General features: G+C 53.9%; 20 protein-coding genes. 12 read left to right on the forward strand and 8 right to left on the reverse strand.

All coding sequences use genetic code 11. From position 1 onward, the window contains the following. Positions 1-59 precede the first annotated feature (59 nt). Complete coding sequence (locus JUJ53_RS15565) at positions 60-1,274, forward strand: acetate kinase (RefSeq protein ID WP_204152925.1); 1,215 nt, start codon at positions 60-62, stop codon at positions 1,272-1,274. A 248-nt stretch (positions 1,275-1,522) separates the two neighbouring features. Here JUJ53_RS15565 and chlP read toward each other — a convergent pair whose 3' ends face one another. Continuing rightward, the gene (chlP, locus tag JUJ53_RS15570; protein ID WP_204152926.1) at positions 1,523-2,746 is read right to left on the reverse strand and encodes a geranylgeranyl reductase; all 1,224 of its coding nucleotides are present in this window, start codon (positions 2,744-2,746) and stop codon (positions 1,523-1,525) included. A gap of 568 nt (positions 2,747-3,314) precedes the next feature. Here chlP and JUJ53_RS15575 point away from each other — a divergent pair. Next, the gene (locus tag JUJ53_RS15575; protein ID WP_204152927.1) at positions 3,315-4,484 is read left to right on the forward strand and encodes a DNA double-strand break repair nuclease NurA; all 1,170 of its coding nucleotides are present in this window, start codon (positions 3,315-3,317) and stop codon (positions 4,482-4,484) included. A gap of 360 nt (positions 4,485-4,844) precedes the next feature. Here the strand turns inward: JUJ53_RS15575 and JUJ53_RS15580 are convergent, their stop codons facing one another. Next, on the reverse strand, positions 4,845-5,576 hold the full coding sequence (locus tag JUJ53_RS15580) for a phycobilisome rod-core linker polypeptide (RefSeq protein ID WP_204152928.1): 732 nt from the start codon (positions 5,574-5,576) through the stop codon (positions 4,845-4,847). Positions 5,577-5,833: 257 nt separating this feature from the next. Further along, positions 5,834-6,307, reverse strand: a complete 474-nt coding sequence (locus tag JUJ53_RS15585) for a phycobilisome protein (RefSeq protein ID WP_204152929.1) — start codon at positions 6,305-6,307, stop codon at positions 5,834-5,836. A 646-nt stretch (positions 6,308-6,953) separates the two neighbouring features. On the opposite strand from JUJ53_RS15585, the gene JUJ53_RS15590 reads away from it, so the two are divergent. The 4 genes from JUJ53_RS15590 to JUJ53_RS15605 all read left to right on the forward strand — a co-directional run bounded on the left by JUJ53_RS15590 (position 6,954) and on the right by JUJ53_RS15605 (position 10,042). After that, entirely contained in the window at positions 6,954-7,151 is a 198-nt protein-coding gene (locus JUJ53_RS15590) for a hypothetical protein (RefSeq protein ID WP_204152930.1), read from the forward strand. Then, on the forward strand, positions 7,148-7,798 hold the full coding sequence (locus JUJ53_RS15595) for an ABC transporter permease (protein ID WP_204152931.1): 651 nt from the start codon (positions 7,148-7,150) through the stop codon (positions 7,796-7,798). Before JUJ53_RS15590 ends, JUJ53_RS15595 begins: the two co-directional genes overlap by 4 nt. 37 nt (positions 7,799-7,835) lie before the next feature. Continuing rightward, positions 7,836-9,200, forward strand: coding sequence for an FAD-dependent oxidoreductase (locus JUJ53_RS15600; RefSeq protein WP_204152932.1), 1,365 nt, complete (start codon positions 7,836-7,838; stop codon positions 9,198-9,200). A 146-nt stretch (positions 9,201-9,346) separates the two neighbouring features. Further along, complete coding sequence (locus JUJ53_RS15605) at positions 9,347-10,042, forward strand: PHP domain-containing protein (RefSeq protein WP_204152933.1); 696 nt, start codon at positions 9,347-9,349, stop codon at positions 10,040-10,042. Between the two features lie 616 nt (positions 10,043-10,658). On the opposite strand, the gene htpG is transcribed toward JUJ53_RS15605, so the two are convergent. From htpG to JUJ53_RS15630, 5 genes are all read right to left on the reverse strand, one after another. After that, on the reverse strand, positions 10,659-12,647 hold the full coding sequence (htpG, locus tag JUJ53_RS15610; protein ID WP_204152934.1) for a molecular chaperone HtpG: 1,989 nt from the start codon (positions 12,645-12,647) through the stop codon (positions 10,659-10,661). 289 nt (positions 12,648-12,936) lie between these two features. Then, complete coding sequence (gene clpB, locus JUJ53_RS15615; protein ID WP_204152935.1) at positions 12,937-15,588, reverse strand: ATP-dependent chaperone ClpB; 2,652 nt, start codon at positions 15,586-15,588, stop codon at positions 12,937-12,939. 143 nt (positions 15,589-15,731) lie between these two features. Further along, entirely contained in the window at positions 15,732-16,694 is a 963-nt protein-coding gene (locus JUJ53_RS15620; protein ID WP_204152936.1) for a PPC domain-containing protein, read from the reverse strand. Between the two features lie 38 nt (positions 16,695-16,732). Continuing rightward, positions 16,733-17,155, reverse strand: coding sequence for a 23S rRNA (pseudouridine(1915)-N(3))-methyltransferase RlmH (locus tag JUJ53_RS15625; RefSeq protein ID WP_204152937.1), 423 nt, complete (start codon positions 17,153-17,155; stop codon positions 16,733-16,735). A gap of 5 nt (positions 17,156-17,160) precedes the next feature. Continuing rightward, positions 17,161-17,625 (reverse strand): ABA4-like family protein, encoded by a 465-nt coding sequence (locus tag JUJ53_RS15630; protein ID WP_204152938.1) that lies wholly within the window; start codon positions 17,623-17,625, stop codon positions 17,161-17,163. A 408-nt stretch (positions 17,626-18,033) separates the two neighbouring features. Between JUJ53_RS15630 and JUJ53_RS15635 the strand changes: the two genes are divergently transcribed. From JUJ53_RS15635 to JUJ53_RS15660, 6 genes are all read left to right on the forward strand, one after another. Then, on the forward strand, positions 18,034-18,243 hold the full coding sequence (locus JUJ53_RS15635; RefSeq protein ID WP_204152939.1) for a hypothetical protein: 210 nt from the start codon (positions 18,034-18,036) through the stop codon (positions 18,241-18,243). 509 nt (positions 18,244-18,752) lie between these two features. Next, a complete protein-coding gene (locus JUJ53_RS15640) occupies positions 18,753-18,908 on the forward strand; it encodes a hypothetical protein (RefSeq protein WP_204152940.1) in 156 nt (51 codons plus the stop codon). A 207-nt stretch (positions 18,909-19,115) separates the two neighbouring features. After that, positions 19,116-20,198 carry an amino acid ABC transporter substrate-binding protein gene (locus JUJ53_RS15645; protein WP_204152941.1) on the forward strand — a complete coding sequence of 361 codons (1,083 nt, stop codon included), beginning with the start codon at positions 19,116-19,118 and terminating at the stop codon, positions 20,196-20,198. Positions 20,199-20,454: 256 nt separating this feature from the next. Further along, positions 20,455-21,849, forward strand: coding sequence for an ABC transporter permease subunit (locus tag JUJ53_RS15650; RefSeq protein WP_204152942.1), 1,395 nt, complete (start codon positions 20,455-20,457; stop codon positions 21,847-21,849). Between the two features lie 3 nt (positions 21,850-21,852). Continuing rightward, positions 21,853-23,067, forward strand: a complete 1,215-nt coding sequence (locus tag JUJ53_RS15655; RefSeq protein WP_204152943.1) for an amino acid ABC transporter permease — start codon at positions 21,853-21,855, stop codon at positions 23,065-23,067. An 81-nt stretch (positions 23,068-23,148) separates the two neighbouring features. Then, a complete protein-coding gene (locus JUJ53_RS15660; protein ID WP_275415777.1) occupies positions 23,149-23,928 on the forward strand; it encodes an amino acid ABC transporter ATP-binding protein in 780 nt (259 codons plus the stop codon). The last annotated feature ends 121 nt before the right edge of the window (positions 23,929-24,049 follow it).

Raw genomic sequence — 24,049 nt, forward strand, 5'->3', positions numbered from 1 at the left:
AAGGGCCAGCGATCGCCTGCAGGAGTGGGTACAAGACCAACAACGATTTCCCAGGGCTTATGAAAATCTTGGTGCTCAATGCCGGTTCCAGCAGTCAGAAAAGCAGTCTGTATGATTTAACAGCCCCCTTGCCCCAGGATCCGCCTAAACCCATGTGGACAGCGCAACTGGATTGGGGTCGCCAGCCCGGCCTGGTGGATCTGAAGGTGCAGGGAGCGGCTGGTGTGCAGCGCTGGCAACTTCAGACATCGCCTAGCGAGGGCACCCAAATCATGCTGCAAACGATCTGGCAGGGCGAGCAGGCCGTCTTGCCCGATGCCAGCGCGATTGATGGCGTGGGGCATCGGGTGGTGCATGGAGGGCAGGACTACAGCCAAAGTGTACGGGTGACCAAGGCGGTGAAGGAGGCGATCGCCCGTCTGATTCCCCTCGCGCCGGCCCATAATCCCGCCAATCTCAAGGGCATCACCGCGATTGAGGAGATTCTTGGAACCGACCTGCCCCAAGTTGCCGTGTTTGATACCGCCTTCCATCGCCAAATGCCCGCCGCCGCCGCCACCTATCCCATTCCCTACGCCCTCACCCAGCAAGGCATGAAGCGCTACGGTTTCCACGGCATCAGCCATCGCTACTGCGCCCAGCGAGCTGCCCAATTGCTAGAACGGCCCCTAGACAGCCTGCGGTTGATCACCTGTCACTTGGGCAACGGGGCATCCCTGGCGGCGATCGCCCAGGGGCACAGCGTGGATACCACCATGGGTTTCACGCCCCTAGAAGGCTTGATGATGGGCAGTCGCTCGGGTTCGGTGGATCCCGGTCTCCTGATTCATCTCCTGCGCCAAGGAGACTATGGCGTGGATGACTTGGATCGATTGCTGAATCGCGAATCCGGCTTGTTGGGCGTTTCCGGAGTCTCGTCTGATATGCGCGATGTTCTAGCCGCGATCGCCACCGGCAACGAGCAGGCCCAGCTTGCCCTGGATGTCTATATCCATCGCCTGCGCTACTACGTAGGCGCTATGCTCATGAGCTTGGGGGGGCTGGATGGTCTGGTGTTCACGGCGGGCATTGGGGAGCGATCGCCCGAGGTACGAGCGGCTGTTTGTGAGTCCCTTGGCTTCCTCGGCGTCAGGTTGGATGGCGATCGCAATCAAGAGAGTCCTGCCGATGCCCTCATTTCCACCCCAGATTCCGCCGTGCCGGTGCTGGTTATTCAAACCCAGGAAGATTGGGCGATCGCTCAAGAGTGCTGGCACCTGCTGGAGCATTCCTAGTACCGTAAGACAGAAGAACGAAGATAGAAGAACGAAAACAGAAGAACGAAGACAGAAAAACGAAAAGGAATTCCAGGAAAAACAAGGTTTCCCGCCTCAGCCATAGGCGGGTTACTTACCCCTCAGAGTACTAGAATGCCAGCCCTAGGAGCCTGGCACCTCAACCATCCATAAAAAACGCGATCGCCGTCCACAGGGGAGCGATCGCGGGAAGTGGGTTCCAATTGACAATGTTGAACGCAGCGTCTCTAGGGAGCTAGAGCATTACCGCGTAGCAAGCTACCAATGGTCTTGGCGGTAATCTTCAGTTGCACCAAGGGGTTAGCCGGTACAACCGTTTTGTAGAGGTAGCTATCAAAGGTGAGCTTTTGCACGTCGATGTCCGAGCACATTTCCACAAAGGCTTCCCGAGTAGCATCGGAACGGTAGAATACCGTTTGCAGCAGATCCAACACCTTGTAGGTCATGCCATACTGCTTGTCCCAGCGCTTCAGGTAGATTTTTAGCTCATGTTCCGTCGGCACCCGCTGACCACCGTTGGAAAATTCCACAATGGTTTCCGCACACATGCGCGCCGACTTAGCGGCAAAGTAAATGCCTTCACCCGACGACTTGGTCACCGTACCAGCGGCATCACCCACGAGGGCCACCCGACCCACGACCCGGCGAGGACGGGGATGTTCGGGAATGGGATGAGCTTCCACTTTGATGATTTCGCCACCTTCCAAGCGCTTCGCAGCCCGAGCCCGAATGCCCGCCTGCAGTTGCTTGATCTTGGTTTTGTTCACCTTCATGGTGCCGGTGCCCACGGCCACGTGGTCGTATTTGGGGAACACCCAAGCGTAGAAGTCAGGGGAAACGTCATCACCGACGTACATTTCCGCCAACTCTTCGTAGTAGTCCATCTTGTCTTGGGGCAAGCGAATCCGCTCTTGGAAAGCGATCGCATAGTTGTAATCGCCCGCATCGATGGCCTTGGCAACCCGTGAGTTAGCGCCATCTGCCCCAATGACTAGGTCTACCTTGAGGGTCTTGTTTTCCCCTTCTAGGCTGCCATTGGAATGGTCTGCATAGTGGAGAACGTAGGGATCCGTGTTGTTTGAGGGAATCTCTAGCTTATGAACGGTGCCATTGATGAGAATGGCTCCTAGCTTTGCTGCCCGTTCCCGCATGAAGCTATCCATCACTTCACGACGGCACATGCCAATATATTCGTCATCCTTAAGCGTGCTGCCGATGTTCACCTCAACATTGGAGGGTGAGATCATCTTCATTTTGCGCACGCGGCGATCGATAATTTCCGGAGGCAAATCAAATTCTTCCACCATGCAGAGCGGAATGGCACCGCCGCAGGGCTTGGCGTTGTCTAATTTGCGTTCGAATAAATAGGTTTCAATACCTGCTTTTGCTAATGTCTCAGCAGCGGAGGAACCTGCCGGACCGGATCCAACAACAGCAACCCGTAATGCCAAAGGTTTTCTCCCAATCTCTAAAAGCCGTCGGCAAAGATACTATCACGGAAGATTAAGGCGCTGCTGGGTCATCCGGGGAGATGTAATCGAAATGAAACAGACCTTAACATATCTACATCAAATACAGAAAATCGGCGCAGAATCAGGGGTTTAGCATTGACGTTATCTAATCCTTGCCCAAGGATTTCCCTATCCTTTGATAGCAGATGTCTAAACCAAGCATCTCCGATCTGAGGTGTGAGGCTGGCGGGCTCGATCGAGGGAGCTGCCCTCATCCATGGAACAGCTCCCAAATGTCTAGGATAGAGTTCAGTCTTGGTTCTCCAAGCTGGGACTGCAAACTGAGGCTACAATAAATCTTGGCATGACAACTGGTGGATTTCTGGAGGCACATGAGCGCTCTCGGTGAGGCAAGTTCCAGGGTTGTGTCGTGCTGGTCGCTATTCGGCATCGAGAGCTTGGTGTTGATAAAAGTGATGACGGTCGATCCTGGTGTAGCGATCGCCGCTCGTGAGGGGCAGGTAGTTTTAACCAGCCCATTGGTAACACAATCGTTTAGATGACGCCCATGTCCTTAAAGCCGTCTCGTATTCGCCGAATTCTTGACCAAAAACGGGAAAATTTTAGCAGCTTCGATCGCAAAACGCTACAGCAGTTGCAGCGCTACCGCTCAGCACTGGCTGACCTGGCCGCCCTGCCGCCGGACGATCTTGACTCCAAGCTGAGTACGGCCGACGGGGATGTGGGTGCCCGGCCGCTGGAAGATTTAGCATCGTCGGATCATTGCGTGCAGCACTGTAACCTGGTTTGGAAAAACCGTGAGCAGAGCTTATCTTGGGTGCGCGATCGCCTCACGGGTATTGCTACTTTTGCCGTAGATGGCTCACAAATCTACCCCAGCAAGGATCTCTCTATTCCCGTAGCGCTGGTGCAGGTGGGCTGGTTTGAGAACCTGCATTTGCCCACCGGCGATTATGAGAAAGATATCGAGTTAGATATCATGACGCCCCAAGAATTACAGATGGGGGATGGTAGCCCCGCCGATCGCCAAGTGAACATGCGCCGCTTTGAAATGGAAACCCAAAAGCTGGTGCAGTATATGAAGGCCCATGCCCACAACCAAGATTGCCTGGTATTTTTGGACGGCTCCCTGGTGGCATCCTTTGCGGAGGTGTTTGATGCCGACAGCCGGGCCTTTTACGTCCACTGCTTACTGGAACTGCTGCGAACGAGCGAAACCTATCGCGTGCCGCTGATAGCCTATATCGCCACCTCCGCCGCCGATGACCTGACCGTACTGCTGAAAAGCCTGTTCCATTTACCCGACTGCAACCACATCCACGACTCCCAAGTTCTGAATCAATTTATGCAGTGGGGCGATCGCACCGCTCTATTCCGCTGTCAGCGAGCCGGCATTCTGAGCGTCTATGCCGAACAAAGCGATCGCATTGCCTTCACCTACCTCAAAACCACCCGAGAAGGCTACCCAGCCCGCCTAGAGATGCCCATCTGGATGCACGAAGAGCCCGGTCTGGTAAACCGAGTGATGGACTGGGTGCGCGGTGAGGTGGTGATCGGCAGCGGCTATCCCTATGTGATTGAAACTGCCGACCAAGTTGCTGTCCTGCAGGCCGAAGACCGGCAAAACTTCTACCGCATCCTGCAGGATTGGTCAGAACAGGAAGCCCTAAATCTGCGCTTCTCTCAGAAAATGATCAGCAAAGTGCGTCGCCGGTGACCTGCTCCCGGCATCCATGTAAACCTAGTAAACCTACGGGTGGAATCCACGGCGCAAGGATGACAACCTCGCCATTCAGTCCCAATCATTGAATGGCTATAAGAACGCCAGATTTCCACTCATAATGATTGGCAAACAACACTCCTGCGAGCTTGATTCTCTCGTAGCTTGGGTTAGCGTCAGCGTAACCCAACGAAATCTAAGCTGGTGCTGGGTTTTACGTTGCTCCACCTAGCCTCGGCAACAAGGTTGGTCAGTCAACCAGCTCATAACCTCATCCCTACAAAAATCAGGACAAAAATCGGGGCAGCTTTTGTCTAATCTACCCCGACTCATGGTGACGGATTGCCGTCTAATGACCTAAGCGCGATCCTGTTTGCGATGCAGGGATGCCACTAAGCGCTGGGCCTCAACGGCATCCAGACCATGGAGCAACTCCAGCAGCTCTTGCTGAATTCTCGTTCCTTGAGGAGCTTCCGCTTCCTTCATCTCAGGATGGTAGTTCTGGAGAGCTGGATTTTCACCTTCAATCGTTATACAAACGCCGCCCTCACAGTTGAGACCCAACTGATGCCAGTAGAGGGTGGGTACGGCCCGACCCCGCTGGGCAACGTGCTCATGGTTGAGAATGTCAGACTCCAGATAGGCCTTGGGCGACTCGTAGTATTTGGTCTGCCGCGCATAGGGAACCGTAAAGCAACCAAACACCTTGCGGTATTCTTCGGAGTCCAAGATGGCGGTAATCACATGATGAACACCTTGCTTCATCAGAATGTCGCAATAGTCGCGAATTTCATCGCGATTGAGTGGTGCCCGTCCCATGAAATGCTTGAAACAGAGTTCCAAAAACTTCAGGTTGGCCGAACTGTAGTAGAAGGAATCAAGGTACACACGGGAATGGCCTAGTTCCTTCAAAAAGCGGCGCACGCCAATTTTGTCGGAGAGAAAATCACGCTCGGCTTTCGCCATGGCCTTGCGTTCATAGCTGTAGGGAACCCGTTCTAGAACTTGGCGGTAAATCTGCATCAACGCAATTTCCCGCTCTTCCCGCGAAGACCGACGGCTGACCGTAATCGGCTGAAATTCATTCATCACTCAAGTCTCCAAAATTTCTGAAACAGGCGATGCATCGCGATTGAATGCTGACCCCATAGATCTGAATCAAGGCAGATCCCTCGTTGTGCATCAGATCAACTGGTTGGGTCAGTGATATCTACTGGTTGTTTGGGCAGCGATCGCCCCGGACAAACCTTCAACCTGGAGCAATCAAAACCTTCGGCTTACGACGGGGGAATCGTTCACGATTGCGAATGGCTAGGGCTGGGAGCGACACCCCCAGCCCTGGGTTGTTACGCGTGGGATTGGAGCGTAGAAATCACGCTATCCAAATAGGGACGGATCAAATCACTCTCTGCCGGTGGCAGGGTATGGTTCACGATATCTTGCAAGTAACGATAGGCCGTGGAGCAATGGTGGGTGCGTCGATAGGCCAAAATAATCGTATCTAGCCACGACATCATTTGCTCGTTGAAAAACACCTCATCATCACGCAGGATAGCCAAAGCCGTGTAGCGAAGAACTTCGCTCATATCATACTGACAGCGCTTGCCATGGGTCTTAATGATCTCTGGGTTAGACTGCGCCATTTTCTGTAGGGCTTGCAGCACCATCTTGGCGCTATGTTCCCGCAGATGCTCGTAGGCATTCACCCGATTGGCATAGCTTTGCAGATACGCTTCTAACGGGGCCAGCTCAGCCGTATCAAGATAGCGTCCATCAGCTTCGATAATGCTCTTTTCCAGGGTTTGATTGATGGCGTACATGGCAAATATTGGGAAATGAGAGTACAGGGATAAATGAATCAACATCAAGGCAGTTCAACAACCATCAGGGCGATCGCGCCCATTATGCTGCTAACGTACTGAAGTAAGCACCCCTCTCGATTGGCATACATGCCAGCGTGATCACGACCTGACCCAACTCCTGAGGATATTAGATGGTAGACTCTTAGCGCTGTTGCCTACCCAATCAGGTGGTTGCCAGGAATCTAAACCATGACGAGCCTAGAAAACGACAGCGCCTTAGATGCTCAGTCATGCAGGGTAGATGAGTGGATCTGTAGACAGGTGATGCAGTTATCCCAATCACAGACAACATCAAACGGAACGAGAACCAGGCGGTTGGACATCAAGGGGCGAGATGGGTCAACGATCCTGCTGAACCACTGCACCATTGGGAACGATACCGTGGTTGAGAACTCATGTTTGACTGTCCTATATTCAAGATTGCCCTAGTCGCTTCCGTTGAGCATCAGTTCGATGTATTTCTCAACACTTTGGATAATTTGTAACATGGATCTGAGAAATTCCCTGGATGCGATCGCCGTTAAGTCTCAGTATTTCGTGAGAGCCATCAGGGTTGATACTCAGGACGTTACAAATAGTGATAAACGGTTTGTTACAAAAGCCTATGACCAAGCAGCAAGTTTCTGTATACATTGATACTCATCTATTAGCCGCCGTCGATCGACTCACTCCAGATCGTGATGTGGCTATTGAAGATGCCCTCGCAGCTTGGTGCGATCGCCAAATGAAAGCTCGCGCCCACAATTCCTTTGAGGCCCAGCGTCGCCGCCAAGATCAAGATGAAACGGGTTGGTTAGTGTGACTCTTTTAACAGATGCCTTTCAGTATGCCGTCATGAACTCCGATCGCTTGCTGTCAGCCCTGCAGGAGCATATGCTGCTGGTCTTGGTGCCCCTGATCATTGGCATGGGGTTGGGATTGCCCCTTGGGTTTTGGACAGCGCGATCGCCCTGGGCGTCGGTCGTGTTTATCAATGGGTTCAATGCTCTACGGGTGATTCCTAGCTTGGCTATTCTTTTCCTGGCTATTCCCTACCTAGGGCTGAGTACGCAGTCTGCCATGCTCGCCCTGACGATTCTGGTGATCCCGCCGATTTTGATTAGCACCGATGCCGCCTTTCGCACCATTGATCCCGCCATTCGCGAAGCAGCCCGAGGCATGGGTATGCCAGCTCCCCAAGTGCTGCGCCGCATTGAAATTCCCTTAGCTCTGCCGGTGGTGATTGCGGGCATCAAAACCGCGACGGTGGAAGCGATCGCCAGCGCTACCCTAGCGGCCTTCATTGGAGCTGGTGGTCTCGGCAGTTTCGTCGTCCTAGGCTTCGCCCTCTACGATAATTCGGTGCTTTTGGTGGGAGCCGTGCCGGTGGCGATTCTGTCCTTGGGAGCAGAGATCAGCTTCAGCGCATTACAGCGATGGGTACAGCCTCCTAGCCGCTCAGACGCCTAAGAGACGTCTAAGATAAGTGAGGCGCTGGAAGGGATATATGACCATAGACTACGATCTGGTGATTTTGGGGGGTAGTGCAGCCGGACGCAGCATGGCGCAACGGGCCGTGCAACGGGGCCTACGAGTTGCCCTGGTAGACGGCTGGCCCGAGGTGGATCGTCTACAGCAAACGGCTCAAGGTAGCCATGCTGCCTTGGTGCAGGCAGCTCGCTTGGCCCAGCAGCAGGCGCAACAGGGATGGGCGATCGCTCCTCGTCCCGCGCTCCGTGATTTACAAACCTGGGGACAGCAGCTCCCCTCCAGCAGCCTAGCCAGCTTGGCAGAACTGGGGGTGGATGTGGTAGCGGGGCCAGCAGAGTTTCGGCGGCGACCCGTGGCGGTGGTGGCAGGGGGACGAATTCTGCGATCGCGGGCCTATGGTCTTGCCACCGGCATGGAAGATGCAGTTCCCCAGATCCCCGGTATCGACGCCGTACCCTACACAACGGTGCGATCGCTCTGGCACCAACCGCTACCGTCTACTCCCATCCATTGGCTGATCGTCGGCCATCGTCCCCAAACCGTGGAGCTGGCCCAAGCGCTGAACGGTCTAGGGCAATCCGTCACCCTGATCACCGCCCCGCGCCTCCTGCCCGCCGAAGATCCTCAGATCGCAGCCTTAATAGCCGCCCAGCTAGAAGCTGAAGGAATCGAGATTGTCTTAGGTCATCCAGAACAGGTTGACGGCCATGCCCAGGCTTGTCGCCTGCAGGTCAACGGTCAGATCTACAAAGGCGATCGCCTCCTGGTCGATACCCAGCAACCCCAAGTGCGATCGCTCAACCTAGAGGCCGTCGGCGTGCAGTGGACGCAGAATAGCATCATTACCGACGCCCACCTGCGCACCACCCATCCCCAGATTTATGCCCTCGGGGACGGGCTGGGCGGCTATGCCTTACCCTCCATCACCGAAGCCGAGGCCGACCTGCTGCTGTACAACCTTTGTCACCCCGGCCAGCGCACCGTACCCTACCACCACATCCCCATCACGATCCAGACTAGTCCTACCATCACCCGCATTGGCCTGACCGAACCCCAGGCCCGGCAGCGGTACGGGGACGATCTTTGGGTGGGCATCAATCCCTTCCCTAGCGACGCCGATCGCGCCCTCGGGCAAACCACCAGCCTCGTGAAAGTGATCCTCAAGCCTGATGGACAAATCATTGGCGTCCATGGCGTAGGCAACCATACCGATGTGGCCGCCCTAGCGATCGCCCTCCAGCATCACCATCGTTTCCACCACCTGGCCCTATCGCCCTCAACGGCCCTAGGCGCGATCGCCCAAGCCTGGCAGCAGCATCGCAGGGAGCGATCGCTGTGGTCTCGTCTCCAACCCACCTGGCTGGCCATGAACCGGGCCTAGCAGCGTTCCTGATGCCAGTTCCTATAGATTGCCAGGTTAGACTACCTGGATGTACTACAACGTGTGACAAGTCATGGGTTCAGTTCGTTATAGTAGAAACGAGTTTACCCATGCTGCAATACATCATCCCTCTTAAGGCATAAACCATGGCTGTTAACGTTGTGTACGAATCCACCGATCATCGGGCAGCCCAAGATATCGATGCGTTAAGGCAGGTCTTTGAGCATTTCACGGCCACCAGTTGCCCCCGAAGCTACAACTTTCACCTGCACACCACCTGCTCCGATGGACGGCTGAGTCCCAGGCAGGTAATCGATCAAGCGATCGCCTTGGGCTTAAAAGGTCTAGCCATCACCGATCACCATTCCGTTCGTGGATACGACCAAGCTCAAGCCTATTTGGCCCAGGTTGCGCCCGCCGATTCCCAGCCCCGACTGTGGACAGGAATGGAAATTAGTGCCGGTCTTTTGGACAACGAAGTCCATATTCTCTGCTACGGCTTTGATCCCAGCCACACCGCCCTGAAGCCCTACCTGCAACAGAGAACCCCTAGAGGACTGGACTACGAAGCCACCCAGGTGATTAACGCCGTGCATCAAGCGGGCGGGCTTGCCGTCTTGGCCCATCCAGATCGCTATCGGCGATCGCCCCAAGACTTGATCGACACCGCCGCCACCTTGGGCATTGACGGCGTTGAGGTGTTCTACGCCTACAATAACCCTAGCCCTTGGACGCCCAGCCCTCGCCAAACTCAGCTGGTTCAAGACCTAGCCAACCAATATGGCTTGCTGAAAACCGGCGGTACAGATACCCATGGACTCAGCCTGTTGCAGCGGATCTAGCCCCGTCCATGGCACAAAAATAACCCCCAGATGGTGCAAACCAGTCTGAGGGCATCTAAGCACATAATAAATAGACAACAGCTAGAGCAAGTTTAGATCGATTCATCCTGATTGTGTTGGGCTCAACCGGTCAGCGACCACACCCAGTCTCAAGACAACGATAGGTCAGGGACAAGCGTTCCACCGCCATCACCCAAGCGGTCTCTCTATTGGAGACCACCACTTTGCAGCGTCATCAACCCGATAATGCCAATGCTGACCACCAGCAAAAGACCTGCTAATGAGAGGGACTGGCCTAGGTGATTTGAAGATTTCATACGTTATAAACCCTGGTTAATCAGGAATGTTATCGATTGTGTTTTGAGATTATCAGCGATCGCTTTTATCCCAAAGAAACGTAACGAATCCTTAGAAGAACCTCATGGTTCTTCAAGAAGGCTGAAGTAAGCAGTTCACTCAATATGTCTGCTTTGTTACATTATGGGGAGCGATCGCCCTCGGTCAAATCGTGCTGAAGTCGCGCCAAGCTCAAGCGTTCACGTTGGAGTCATCGTCTGGGATATACCCACAAAAAAGGCGGGCAGGGCCCGCCGGATGATCATCGACTCGTGAGTTTCTATTTAGTGAGTTGCGTCAGCACTTGGTTTGATCGCGCCACGAAGTCTTTCATACCGTCAGCATCAAAACCTTTCTGAGCCATCAGCGCTAGGTCATACACATGGTGGCAGAGCATGGTAGCCAACTGCGCCGAGGGAGAATCGCCCTCGCTGGTGACAATCGCTCCTTGCTGCAGCTTCAGGAGGTTGTCGATCAGCGGATGGGCGGTGTTCACCAACAGAATGTGCTCATCGGGGAATTCCGCCGTTTTCTGTTCAAACATGGCCGTCATATCCCGCATCCGACGCATAGCTTCCGGCAGCAGAACCATAGCCGGCGGCGTTTTGGCATCATCAGACTTGAGCGCTTCGGTACGAATGGTCACCTTGGGCTTCTGCAAGGCCTGCTCAAATAGCTCCTTCACCACTTCACTGCGGGTTTTGTTGGTGCTGGGATCGACGATTTCCGCTTCTTTGTCCTTGTTCAGCAAGGAGTCATCCAGTTCCGCATCAACCCGAGAGAAGCTCAGGTCAGAATATTCCCGTTCTAGGAAGCCGACAAAGTGAGTATCAATGAAGGAGTCGAAGAACAGCACCTCTAGCCCTTGGCTCTTGTGCAGTTCTACATAGGTAGCCTGGGCTGCCGGATCGGTGCAGTAAAACACTCGATTCTCATGCTTCGCTTGGTTGCGCTCTAGGTAATCCTTGAGGGTGGTGTAGAACTGTCCTGCCCCATCCTTAGCAACCACTGGAGCATTATCATTGGCAGGGGTTTCCCACACATCACCGTCAGCCGTTTGCACCTCAACCGCGACGGATTCTGACGCTGGGTCAGGGCTGAGATCCGCCGTGGTGCGGTAGATGAGGATATCTTCAACTTGCTTCTTGAACTTGTCGTCGTTCAACGAGCCAAACTTGACGAAGGTGCCTAGGTCTTGCCAACAGCGCACATATTCCAGCAGGTCATCGCGATAGAGTTCCTTGAGGCGATCGCCCACTTTTTTGGCGATATAGTCGGCAATGCGCCGCACGGTGCGATCGTTTTGCAGGAAGCTGCGGGAAACGTTGAGGGGAATATCCACGCTGTCAATCACGCCGCGCAGGGGCAGCAGGAAGCGGGGAATCACCTCTTCGCAGTTGTCGCTGACAAACACTTGGTTGCAGAACAGCTTGATCTGGCTCTTGGTGATGTCTACATCGGGCTTGAGCTTGGGGAAGTAGAGAATCCCGTTGACCACAAAGGGATAGTCGGTATTCAAATGCACCCAAAGCAATGGCTCGTCTTGGAAGGGATAGAGATAGCGGTAGAACTCTAGGTAGTCCTCATCCGTAAGGTTGCTCGGCGATTCTTTCCAGGGTGCTTTTTGCTTGTTGATTTGCTCGTCGCCCAAGAGAATGGGCACCGGCATAAAGTCACAGTAGGTTTTCACCAACTGCTTAATGCGGTAATCCTCTAGGTACTCCTTCTCCTCTTCCAGCAAGTGCAGGGTGATGGTGGTGCCGCGATCGGTTCTGGTGGATTCGCTCAGTTCAAACTGGGTGCTGCCATCACAGGACCAATGCACCGCTTGGGCACCGTCTTGGTAGGACAGGGTATCAATTTCTACCTTCGAGGCCACCATGAAGGAGGAGTAAAAGCCTAGACCAAAGTGACCGATAATTTGCTGATCGTTGGCATCTTTGTACTTCTGGACAAACTCCTCGGCGCTGGAGAAGGCAACTTGGTTAATGTACTTTTTCACCTCATCGGCGGTCATGCCGATGCCGGTATCGGTGACCGATAGGGTGTTGTTGTCTTTATCAATAGAAATCTGAATTTTGGGTTCGCTAATGTCCCCCGAATATTCGCCACGACGGGAGACCATGCTGAGCTTGCTGATGGCATCTACCGCGTTGGAAATAAGTTCACGCAGAAAGATTTCGTGGTCGGAATACAGCCATTTTTTGATAATTGGGAAAATATTCTCAGTATGGATACTGATGTTTCCCTGTTCCAGGATGGTGGTCATGGTTTCGTCAAAGTACGGTAAAAGAATAGGGAGGGTGGGCCTGGATAGTCCGCGCATTGGAAACAGCCAGGACAGCATCTAAGCCATAGAGTGACGGTTCAAACCATGGTGACAACCGTTGGTTTAACCCATGGGTCAACAACCATTCAACTCGTTCAGATGTTCAATTAGGTTCAACTGGCGTGCAGCAACTCTTTAATAGTGGGCGATCGCTCCCCTTCACGGTTAGATCCACCATAGCGGGATAGCCCTACCGGGCCGGATGCGGATTTCCCTACCCGCGGCCGCATCACTCTACAGCAACCGGTTCTGCCACAACGACGTCTTTTTTACAGAAGGTTAAGCCCTGGCTGCCAGCGTCTACCAAAATCGTATCGCCCTCGGTAAAGGTTAGGTCTAGAATTTGGGTGGCCAAGGGGTTTTCCAACTCCTTCTGCAGGGCCCGTTTCAGCGGTCGCGCCCCGTAGACCGGATCGTAGCCCACATCGGCAATATATTGCTCCGCTGCGTTCGTGAGTTCGATGCTGAGCTTTTGATCGGCCAAGAGGCGATGAATGCGGCGCATCTGGATGCTGACAATTTTCCGCAGTTCCTTCAATGTCAACGGATGGAACAGGATAATGTCATCCACTCGGTTGAGAAATTCAGGACGGAAGTGCGATCGCAACGCCTGCAAAACACGCGATCGCATCTCGTCATACTTATCATCATCCCCAGATACATCCAGAATGTATTGGGAACCAATGTTGCTGGTCATGACAATCACAGTGTTGCAGAAATCCACCGATCGCCCCTGGGAATCGGTCACCTGCCCATCATCCAGCACCTGCAGCAAGATGTTGAACACATCGGGATGGGCCTTTTCCACCTCATCCAGCAGCAGCACCGAGTAGGGATGGCGGCGAATGGCCTCCGTCAATTGCCCACCTTCCTCATAGCCCACATAGCCCGGAGGCGCTCCCACCAAGCGAGACACCGAGTGCTTCTCCATATATTCCGACATATCCAGCCGCACGAGGGCCTCGCCCGTGTCAAACAGCGACTCAGCCAAGGTGCGCGCTAGTTCGGTTTTACCCACCCCCGTGGGGCCCATGAACAGGAACGAGCCAATCGGTCGCCCCGGATCTTTCATGCCCGCCCGGGCCCGACGAATGGCCGCCGCCACCGCCGCCACCGCCTCGTCTTGACCAATCACCCGTTCATGAAGCACCGATTCGAGCTGCAGCAGCTTTTGCCGCTCCGACTCCAGCAAACGATTGACCGGAATGCCCGTCCACTTGGCCACAATTTCGGCAATATCGGCCTCGGTGACCTGCTCACGCAGCATGGTTTCTCCCCGAGACTGGATGTCAATCAGGACGGCTTCCTTGGCTTCCAGATCATGCTGCACGGTTTCCAGCCGACCGTACTTCAGCTGAGCGGCGGTATTCAAGTCGTAGGCTCGTTCTGCCTGCTCAATTTGCAGGCGCAGGTGCTCTTCTTCTTCCTTGAGGTGGTTAATTTCCGTGAGGATAAGTTTCTCGGATTCCCACTGAGAACTCAGACCATCTTTTTGCACCGTCAGGTCTGAGATTTCGCTGTCAATGCGTTCGAGCCGATCTTGGGATGATTTATAGTCCCGCGAGGCAACCCCGAGGCGATCGCCCTCCCCCTCCAAAGACAGCTTTTCCATCTCAAGCTGCATCAAGCGGCGCTCAATGGTTTCTAGCTCCACGGGCTTGGAGGTGATTTCCATCTTCAGCTTGGCCGCGGCTTCATCCACCAAATCGATGGCCTTGTCTGGCAGGAAGCGATCGCTGATGTAGCGATCAGACAACGTCGCCGCCGCCACTAGGGCCGAGTCGGAAATCTTAACGCCGTGGTGGACTTCATAGCGCTCCTTCAGCCCCCGCAGAATGGAGATGGTATTTTCCACACTGGGCTGCCCCACCATCACCTGCTGAAAGCGCCGCTCTAGGGCCGCGTCTTTTTCAATATGCTTACGATATTCATCAATCGTCGTCGCGCCAATACAGCGCAGCTCACCCCGAGCCAGCATGGGTTTGAGCAGATTACTGGCATCCGTGGTGCCCTGACTGCCGCCAGCGCCCACAACGGTGTGTAGTTCATCGATAAACAAAATCACCTGTCCATCCGACCCGGTCACCTCCCGCAGCACCGATCGCAGCCGTTCTTCAAACTCGCCACGATACTTGGCCCCCGCAATCAACGAGCCCATGTCGAGGGTAATGAGCTGACGATTTTTCAGGGATTCGGGCACATCACCGTTAATAATCCGTTGCGCCAGACCTTCAGCGATCGCTGTTTTGCCCACCCCCGGCTCCCCAATCAACACCGGATTATTCTTAGTGCGGCGCGACAGCACCTGCACCACCCGACGAATTTCTTCATCCCGCCCAATCACCGGATCCAGCTTGCCGGCCTTGGCCTGCTCCGTCAGATCTCGACCAAAGCGTTCGAGGGCATTGTAGCGAGACTCCGGCCGTCGATCCTCCACGCGCTGGCTGCCTCGGGTGGCCTTAATAGCCGCCTCAAGCTGTCGAGAATCGAGCGCCATGCGCGAAATTCGCCGATTGACCCGCTCATACTCAGCAATGCCTAGCAGCAGATGCTCCACGGCGATGTAGTCATCTTTCCAGGTTTTGCGAGACAGTTCAGCTTGGTCTAGAGCTTGGTCGGTGCTTTGCCCAAGGTACAGTTGACTGGTATCCGAGGCACGGCCTTGCCGCTGAATAAAGGCTTCGAGAACCTGCTTGAGACCTTCAACCTCAATGCTGGCTTGGGCTAACAGCTTGCCTGCTAGTCCCTCCTGTTCAAGCAAGGCAATCAGCACATGTTCAATTTCAAGATATTGCCCGCGAAAACGACGCACCACATCTTGAGAACTGACAATGGCTTGCCACGCTTCTTCGGTGAACTTATTGGGATCAGTTGGCTGCATAGTCTACCCAGACGGTGCTTAATCAAAACGTTTAGAGCTTTTAGTATATCAACCCTCGCACCGGGATCCGGGGTGGCTGATGGGGAATCTCCTGGGTGCGATCGCCCACAACCACACCCCCAGCCCCCCCCGATCCTCTAGGCTTAGTAAATTGCGGTTGTAAAGGTCACCAGATCATTCGTCTCATCTACTACGCCGGTGAGCGTCTCCGTACTGCCCTGCACCGTGAGAGTTAGGGTAAAGGGAATCGTCCCCACGGTCTCATTGCATCGGGTGTATAGACTCACTGCAACCACATATTCTCCAGCCGGAGCCTGCCCAGCCGGCCAAAAAATATTTTCCACCGGCGCACTCGTAACCCCCTCACAGAGAGCATTAGCGTCTACATCCAGTTGCCCACCGCTGGAGACCGGTGTGTTATCAAACGCCACAATGTTTCCATCCGGATCCATCACCGCCAGATCCAGATCATGGGTGCTATCCCAGCGCAAGGTGGCTTGTAGATCGCCAGTCCCCAGAACGGTGGTCATCCGCACCTGATAGACACCGCGCTCTCCAGGGGCAAAAGATGTCACCACCACGATATAGTCTCCATTGCTAGGCAAGGAGGTATTGATAGCGGAATTGAAGTTAGACGAATTAATATCGTCGTTTTCGGCGATCAGGGTGCCGTCGGGGCCAATCAAGACCAGGTAGGTATCAAAGTCTGGGCTGGTGAGACTGAGATTGATAGACTGCCCAGCTCGGCCCACAAAGGAATAGACATCATACACACCCCCATCCACCGGGGAAGGCTCGTCATTGTCATCCAGGGATCCCTGCTGATCGAGCAGCACGGCTGTGTTGCTCTCCCCCTGCTTCCGCAAGTCAGCCTCTAGGGCGATCGCTCTCCCTGAGTTCATCTCTTCAGAGATCGGGATAGATAGCGGGGCTAGACGTCCTCGACTAGCTTTAACGACGGGCTCAAGCATTTGCCCAACCGTTGGCCCATCCAGCCCAAGGGGCGATCGCTCTAGCTTAGAAGGGGCCGCCTGGACGGGGGCAGCCAGGGCCAAGGTTGCTACGACAGACAGAGGGGTAATCAAGGTGAAGAATGGAATGCGCATGGTTATGTGTCGCGATCGTCGCGTCTCTAGGCAAAGAATTACTTATGGTAGCCGGTGTTATTGAGAATAGCTTTAGCTCGGTAGAGTTGTTCGACCAAAAATAACCGCGCCATCTCATGGGTAAAGGTCATGGGCGATAGGCTGATTAGGTGATCGGCCTGGGCTCGCATCTCTTCTCCAACGCCGTCCGGCCCGCCGATGATAAAGGCGAGGGGCGTGGCTCCGGCTTGGCGAATGAAGTCAGCAAATTCTAACGAGGTGTAGCCCTTGCCCCATTCCGATAGCACAATCACCCTGTCTTGAGACTGGAGGAGCGATCGCACCTTTTGGGCCTCCTTCGCCGGCGTCGAGTCCTTAATTTCCGTAATGCTCAACTCCGGCAACCGCTTCCAATACTCCTGGATACCTTGCTGAATCCAGCCTTTCTTCACCTTACCCACGGCAATAATTCTAGGACGCATGGCACCTACGGCGACTCCGGCACCGACTCCGCTGGAGCATCTGCCCCGCGCCCTGCCACCGCCTGCACCACAAACCGAGTAGCCAGATGGGACAACAAGCCCATGGGCCCGGCAAACAAACACAGGAGGAGGGAGTGAATCGTCCACACCCCGGTGCGTAGACCTTCTTGATAAATCCAGCGCCCCACAAACAGATCCATCACCAAGAAATGCACCCAGCCGGTCGCCGTAATCTGGGGATCGGAGAACAGGCGTGCCAGATCGGTCAAGGTGGGATTGGCAAAGGATTCTGCCGTCTCGGGAGAAAGCCCAGTAATAAAGAGATAGATATAAACAACCGCTAGGATGGCAAAGGGCACCGTCGAGTTGATAATTCGCTGAGTAATGCCCCATTTGGGCAGCACAATCATCAGCAACCAGAAGGGCAAGACAAACACGTTTGCCCCATCAAAAATTACGTCAAGAGTCATCCAATCAGGTCAGGGCAGAGTCCCTGGGCGAGAGAGCACCCCTATAATACCGTTCCTCTCTTGCCGATCCAGACCTACGCTCCGATCGCGACTCCCTGGGCGATCGCGATCGCTCCCCTAGACACCATCCTGATGTCCTCCCAACTAGCGCTGAGCAAACACCCTTACGATGGCTTGATGAAAAGACCCTAATGCTTGCATGGGAGCAATCCTGTGCCTATCTTCTCTACCAGACTGTGGCGCTTTACTGGCTTACATCACGAGATATGTCAGATTAGGTCAAGATTTTCATCGCTGTGTTTAGACTTTTGTAACTCTTGTTGAGTGTTGTATGTCTGCTTTCCCAATCATCCGCTCAACCGATAAAGTAGAAAATGAAAAGAAGATTAAGACTAGCGGAGAGCTTATATGACTCCCTTACTCCTCAGACAATTTTGGTCCTTAATCGAAGCAACGCAGTCCAAGACGTTGTTGAGCTTAGATGATCAAACCCTTATCCAATGGCTCACTCGCCAACTTGGCATGGAATTTTCTCTGAACCACTGTGAGGTTGACACCCTCAATCACTACATTTCGTCCAGACTGTCTCTGATTCGAGACATCGCTGATGCGCGCTAACAGCAATGAGCATCCGTGCAGCCGGCACGTCCTGCCTCGCCTTCGTTACCCTAGCCCAACCCTTCTGATAAGTCCTGGTTGGCTTGGGTTGTCGCACCTGCACCCCGGATGATCCCAAGTATTCGGTCACCATCTATCGTTTTACGATCAATCCTCATCAAGCGATCGCCGCCCTCCTAATCACGGGTCGGAGCTCAACTCAGGTCGCACGAACCTCTTCACTCCGTGTCTCTAGAAAAGCGCTTCTATCTCCTAGATACTCCCTAGAGAACGATCGCTCTCACTCATTCACTTTCACCCAATATTGTCATTTTCGTGACTGGTAGCACCTTCGGTTGAGAAATTCGCAACTTTCTCAACCGAAGGTGTTTGAGGTTCAGGGCTCAACTCCCCCTACAGAACGATGCGTCACGGTTCATCTCCTGCTGGATTTCGCAAAACTGTGACATAGGATACAAACACAAACTGAAAACCAGTGGAGTGTTAGGTAGAAGTAGCCCCCTTCGGGTATGGTAGGCACTCCAAAAATGGCGCTGCTCTTGTTCCAGCAGCAGGATAGCTCACTATCCATGGGGCAAAGCATCCGTAACGATGTCCCGGCTCCCCAGTCCGATCGGGTGGGTTGCAGGATAGAGCAATGCCATAGCGTTAGTGCCCACCGTTGATAGACAATTCAAAGGTCATACCCGAACCTGTTCAGTGGCTATTTTGCAGTCGGTCGATGGGTACTGCCAAGCATCTTGCTTTAAGGTATCCCTAGCGATCGCCTGTATCCAACATGAATGCTTACGTGGGTTAACCAACCTACGGACTGCATGAACACTGATTGTCATTTGTTTTATTGTGATGTGTTAGGAGACCAGACATTAACTATGCGTAAATGGAGTTTTCTGCTGAGTGCAGCTGCTCTCATTGCTTTGCCCTTGGCCTCTTGTGCCGAACCGGCTTCCAATGGGTCAACCGAAGAAACCACCGAGGGTGCTTCTAGCACAACCGGGACACCTACCAGCCGCCTACAAACGGTGATTGACCGTGGTGAACTTGTCTGCGGTGTGGAAGGCAATATCCCAGGCTTTAGCTTTGTCGATGATACCGGCACCTACTCTGGACTGGACGTAGACACCTGTCGGGCAGTTGCAGCAGCACTGTTCGATGATCCAGAAAAGGTGGTGTATCGCAACCTAGACTCTACCGAACGCTTCACGGCTTTGGTCGGTGGTGAAGTTGATATGCTTGCTCGTAACACCACCTGGACGATCAGCCGAGATACATCCGCAGGTCTAGAGTTTGCTCCCACCACCTTCTACGATGGTCAAGGTATGCTCGTTCGGGAAGCAAGCGGCATCACGGATCTAGAAGGATTTGCAGGTCGCTCTGTTTGTGTTGAAACAGGTACCACCACAGAGCTTAACCTTACCGATCAAATGCGCGACCTCGGCGTCGATTTTGAGCCTGTGGTCTTCCAGGATGCCAATGCTGCCTACGCTGCCTACTCAGAAGGTCGCTGCGAAGGCATGACCTCCGACAAGTCACAGCTCGTGGCTCGACGCAGCACCTTGCCCAACCCTGAGGAGCATGTTTTGCTTGAAGTCACGATGTCGAAGGAGCCCTTGGGCCCTGTGACCATCAACAACGATTCTGCTTGGTTTGATGCGGTCAAGTGGACCACCTACGCCATGATCGAAGCAGAAGAACTGGGCATTACCCAAGCCAATCTAGAAGAACGCTTACAGGATGAAAATCCTGGTGTCCGCCGCTTCCTAGGATTGGAAGGTGAACTTGGCACAGAAATGGGGCTACCCAATGACTTCACGCAACGGATCATTCGCCATGTGGGTAACTATGGTGAGGTGTTTGAGCGGAATCTGGGTCAAGACTCCGTTTTTGAACTTGAGCGCGGTCAAAATGCTCTGTGGACAGATGGCGGTCTGCTTTACTCCCCTCCCTTCCGCTAACGTGATCCACTGGTGCGCTAGTTGCACCTAGGGGTTTTTTATAACGTTTGATTTTTCGTGCCCCATGGCACGAAAAATCAAACCACTTTGCATTAAGTTATAAATTATCTCTTTGCTGATGACAGCGATCGCCCCCTGCATTGGCAGGTCGATGAGCTAGGTTACTTAGGGGTATAGATCCCATGGTTATCTGGCTAATCCGGAGCGATCGCCGCTTGATTTGGATCAGCGTCGATGACAAACAGGCAATCACATCATGACCCCAGCGACACAAGGCAGCATTCCCATTTGGCGGGATGAACGCTTCTGGAAAATAGCATTTCAAATCATCACCCTCGTCGTGGTGGTTGCAGTTTTATCACTTCTCATCACCAATCTCAATCGCAACCTAGCCCAGTTGGGTTTGCGATTTGGGTTTGGGTTTTTAAGTAACCAAGCGGGCTTTAGTGTCGGGGAAAACCTCGTCAACTATCAGCCCCAAGATCAATACCAAAAGGTCATCTACGCCGGATTAATTAACTCGTTTCGGCTAATCGTTGTCGGCATCATCCTGGCAACGATTACGGGAATTGTGGCCGGTGTAGCAAGCTTTTCAGAAAACTGGCTCGTCTACAAGATCAGTCGAGCCTACGTAGGACTGGTTCGCAACGTGCCGCTCCTGCTCCAGCTTTTCTTCTGGTACTTCGCCGTCTATTTTGCGTTGCCGCCAGTGCAAGACCAGCTTGAGATGGGCTGGGTGGTCATGAGTAAGCGGGGTATCTACCTGCCAGGGCCCTCTTTAACGGATCAAAATTGGCTAGGGCTGTTGCTTCTGATGGGAGCAGGCTTACTTGGAGCGTTGCTCTGGAAGTTGATCAGTGATATTCGCCAAGGCGATCGCAGTTTCCGAGGCCTCGTCTATCGGGGAATCAATGGTCTGGTTGCTCTCAGTGTCATTGGGCTAGAGATCTGGCTGATCATTCGCGGCGTAGGCTACTTAGTCTCCCCTCAAGACAGCGAAACCAATAGCCTGCCGGTGGGTGTAGGCATCTGGTTCTTAGGAATGGCGGCGATTGCGATCGCCGCCTTTTTGCTATGGCAACAGCGTACTCGCCTGATGGTTGAACAAGGCACCTCTGGGCAACCCCAACTGATGGCGATCGGAGGTCTTGTAGCCGTCTTTGTGGTGATTCTCCTCTTCGGACTTGGCTGGCAACCCCCAACCATTCAGGAAGGAGGCGGAGCTAGCGGTGGACTGCGTCTATCGCTGGAGTATGCTGCAGCCCTAAGTGGTTTGGTGCTCTACACCGGGGCCTTTATTGCGGAGATTGTCCGCGCTGGTATTCAATCCGTCTCGAAGGGGCAGTGGGAAGCAGCACGCTCCCTAGGATTGCCCTCGGGTCTTGCCATGCGGCTGGTGGTCTTTCCCCAATCCTTACGGGTGATTATTCCGCCGCTGAATAGCGAGTATATGAACTTGGCTAAGAATACAACGTTGGCGTTCGCCATCGGCTATCCTGACCTATTCTCGGTGTCCTTCACCACCCTGAACCAGACCGGGCGAGCTGTTGAAATGATCGTCCTCATCATGTTTATCTACCTGATCTTCAACCTACTCATTTCAGTGGGCATGAACCAGATTAATGCTCTAGTTCAGCTTAAGGAGCGCTAAACCATGACCAGTATTACGCCTCCCGCGGCCACTCGCCCCCCGCTTGCCCAAACAGGGCCACTGGCCTGGGCGCGCAAGCATCTCTTCAGTGACTGGTTTAACAGCATCCTCACCGTTGTGGTTGCCGCCGTTTTACTGTGGAGCGGCTGGGGCTTAGTCACTTGGATCTTTTCTAAGGCCCAATGGCCCGTTGTGGAGAACAACTTGGGCTTTATGATGACCGGCTTATATCCCCAAGACCAGTATTGGCGGATGTGGGTGATCATGGGGCTGGTTTTAACCCTAAGTGGCTTATCGTGGGGTATTTTAGGACGCAACCAACAGCATCTGTTTGGGCGTAGTGTCCTCATTGGCATTGGAGCGATCGCAGCGGCGGTGATCCTCTTTCCTTTGACCCGTCCCCATAGCCCAATTCTCTTTGGCATGGTCGTGCTGACGGTCGCCATTGCCTGGGTAGGACAACAGGCTGGTAAGCGCTTGCCAGCCCTAAGCAATTGGCTGACCGCTGGGTGGTTCTTGGTGTACCTAGCCTCAATCTGGTTGATTGGCGGCGGCTTGGGGATATTAGAGCCGGTGCGCACCGAAAACTGGGGAGGCTTGGTGCTCACCCTGCTGATGGCCGTAACCGGTATTGCGCTTTGCTTTCCTTTTGGTATCGCCTTGGCTCTGGGGCGGCGCAGTGATCTACCTATTGTGCGATCGCTTTCCATTGCCTACATCGAGTTAGTCCGGGGAGTTCCGCTGATTACCATCCTAGTGATGGGTCAGGTTATGATTCCGTTATTCCTGCCGGAGGGTATTCGTCCCGATCGCATCCTGCGCGCCATCATCGCCCTGACCATTTTCAGCTCCGCTTACTTAGCCGAAAACATCCGAGCCGGCCTGCAATCGGTGCCGCGAGGTCAGTCGGAAGCATCGGTGTCCCTAGGGCTGAACAAACCTCTAACGCTAATTCTGATTGTCCTACCCCAAGCCTTAAAAACGGCAATCCCTGCCATCGTGGGACAGTTTATTAGCTTGTTTCAAGACACCACCCTCCTAGCTCCCCTAGGGCTACTTGAACTGTTGGGAATGGCCAATACCGCCCTATCTAACCCCAGCTATTTGGGGCGTTATGCAGAAGCCTATGCCTTTATTGGCGTACTCTATTGGTTCTTCTGCTACGCCATGGCACTGGGAAGTCGCAAGATAGAGAAACAGTTGAATACGACTCACTAGTGAATACGGCTCTCTAGGATGCGATCGCTGCACCCTAGATGTGCTGAAGGACTTGAGAACACGATTTGGAGAATAGGGGCCATGACACAGCCACAAACCGGAACAATGCGAGATTCTCAACCGGTCAACGAGCCGGTGATTATTGCTCAAGACGTAGAGAAGTGGTACGACAACAACTTTCACGTCCTGCGCGGGGTCAGCCTCACGGTGAATAAAGGCGAGGTCGTGGTGGTCATGGGGCCATCAGGATCCGGTAAATCCACCTTTATCCGCACCTTCAATGCCCTAGAGCCCTACCAAAAAGGCACCATTGATATTGACGGCATTCGCATCTCCCATGATCTGAAAAACATTGAAACCATCCGCCGTGAGGTGGGTATGGTGTTTCAACAGTTCAACCTATTTCCTCACCTAACGGTGCTCAAGAATGTCACCCTGGCCCCCATCTGGGTGCGGCGATGGCCCAAAGCCAAGGCGGAGGAAGTGGCGATGACGTTGCTAGAACGAGTGGGCATTCTAGAGCAAGCCAACAAATATCCGGGGCAGCTCTCGGGCGGGCAGCAGCAGCGGGTGGCGATCGCCCGTGCGTTGGCCATGCAGCCTAAGATTATGCTCTTTGATGAACCCACCTCGGCCCTTGACCCAGAAATGGTGCGGGAAGTGCTAGATGCCATGCGCACCCTAGCCGCTGAAGGGATGACCATGGTCTGCGTCACCCATGAAGTAGGCTTTGCGCGGGAAGTGGCCGATCGCGTCGTCTTGATGGCCGATGGGGTCTTGGTGGAAGAGGCCACGCCGGAAGAGTTCTTCAACAATCCCAAAGAAGAGCGCAGCCAAAAATTCCTCTCTCAAATCCTCTAGCGGATTGGATAGCAGGTTGAACAGCAGGTTGGATTAGTCGATTGGATCTGAGCTAATTCCATCATCCATTCTGGCGCGATCGATTGAGAGAGCGGGGGCTTCCCATGAAAATACCGTTGGG

The organism is Leptolyngbya sp. CCY15150 (assembly GCF_016888135.1).
In the GTDB taxonomy this organism is placed as follows: Bacteria; Cyanobacteriota; Cyanobacteriia; order RECH01; family RECH01; genus RECH01.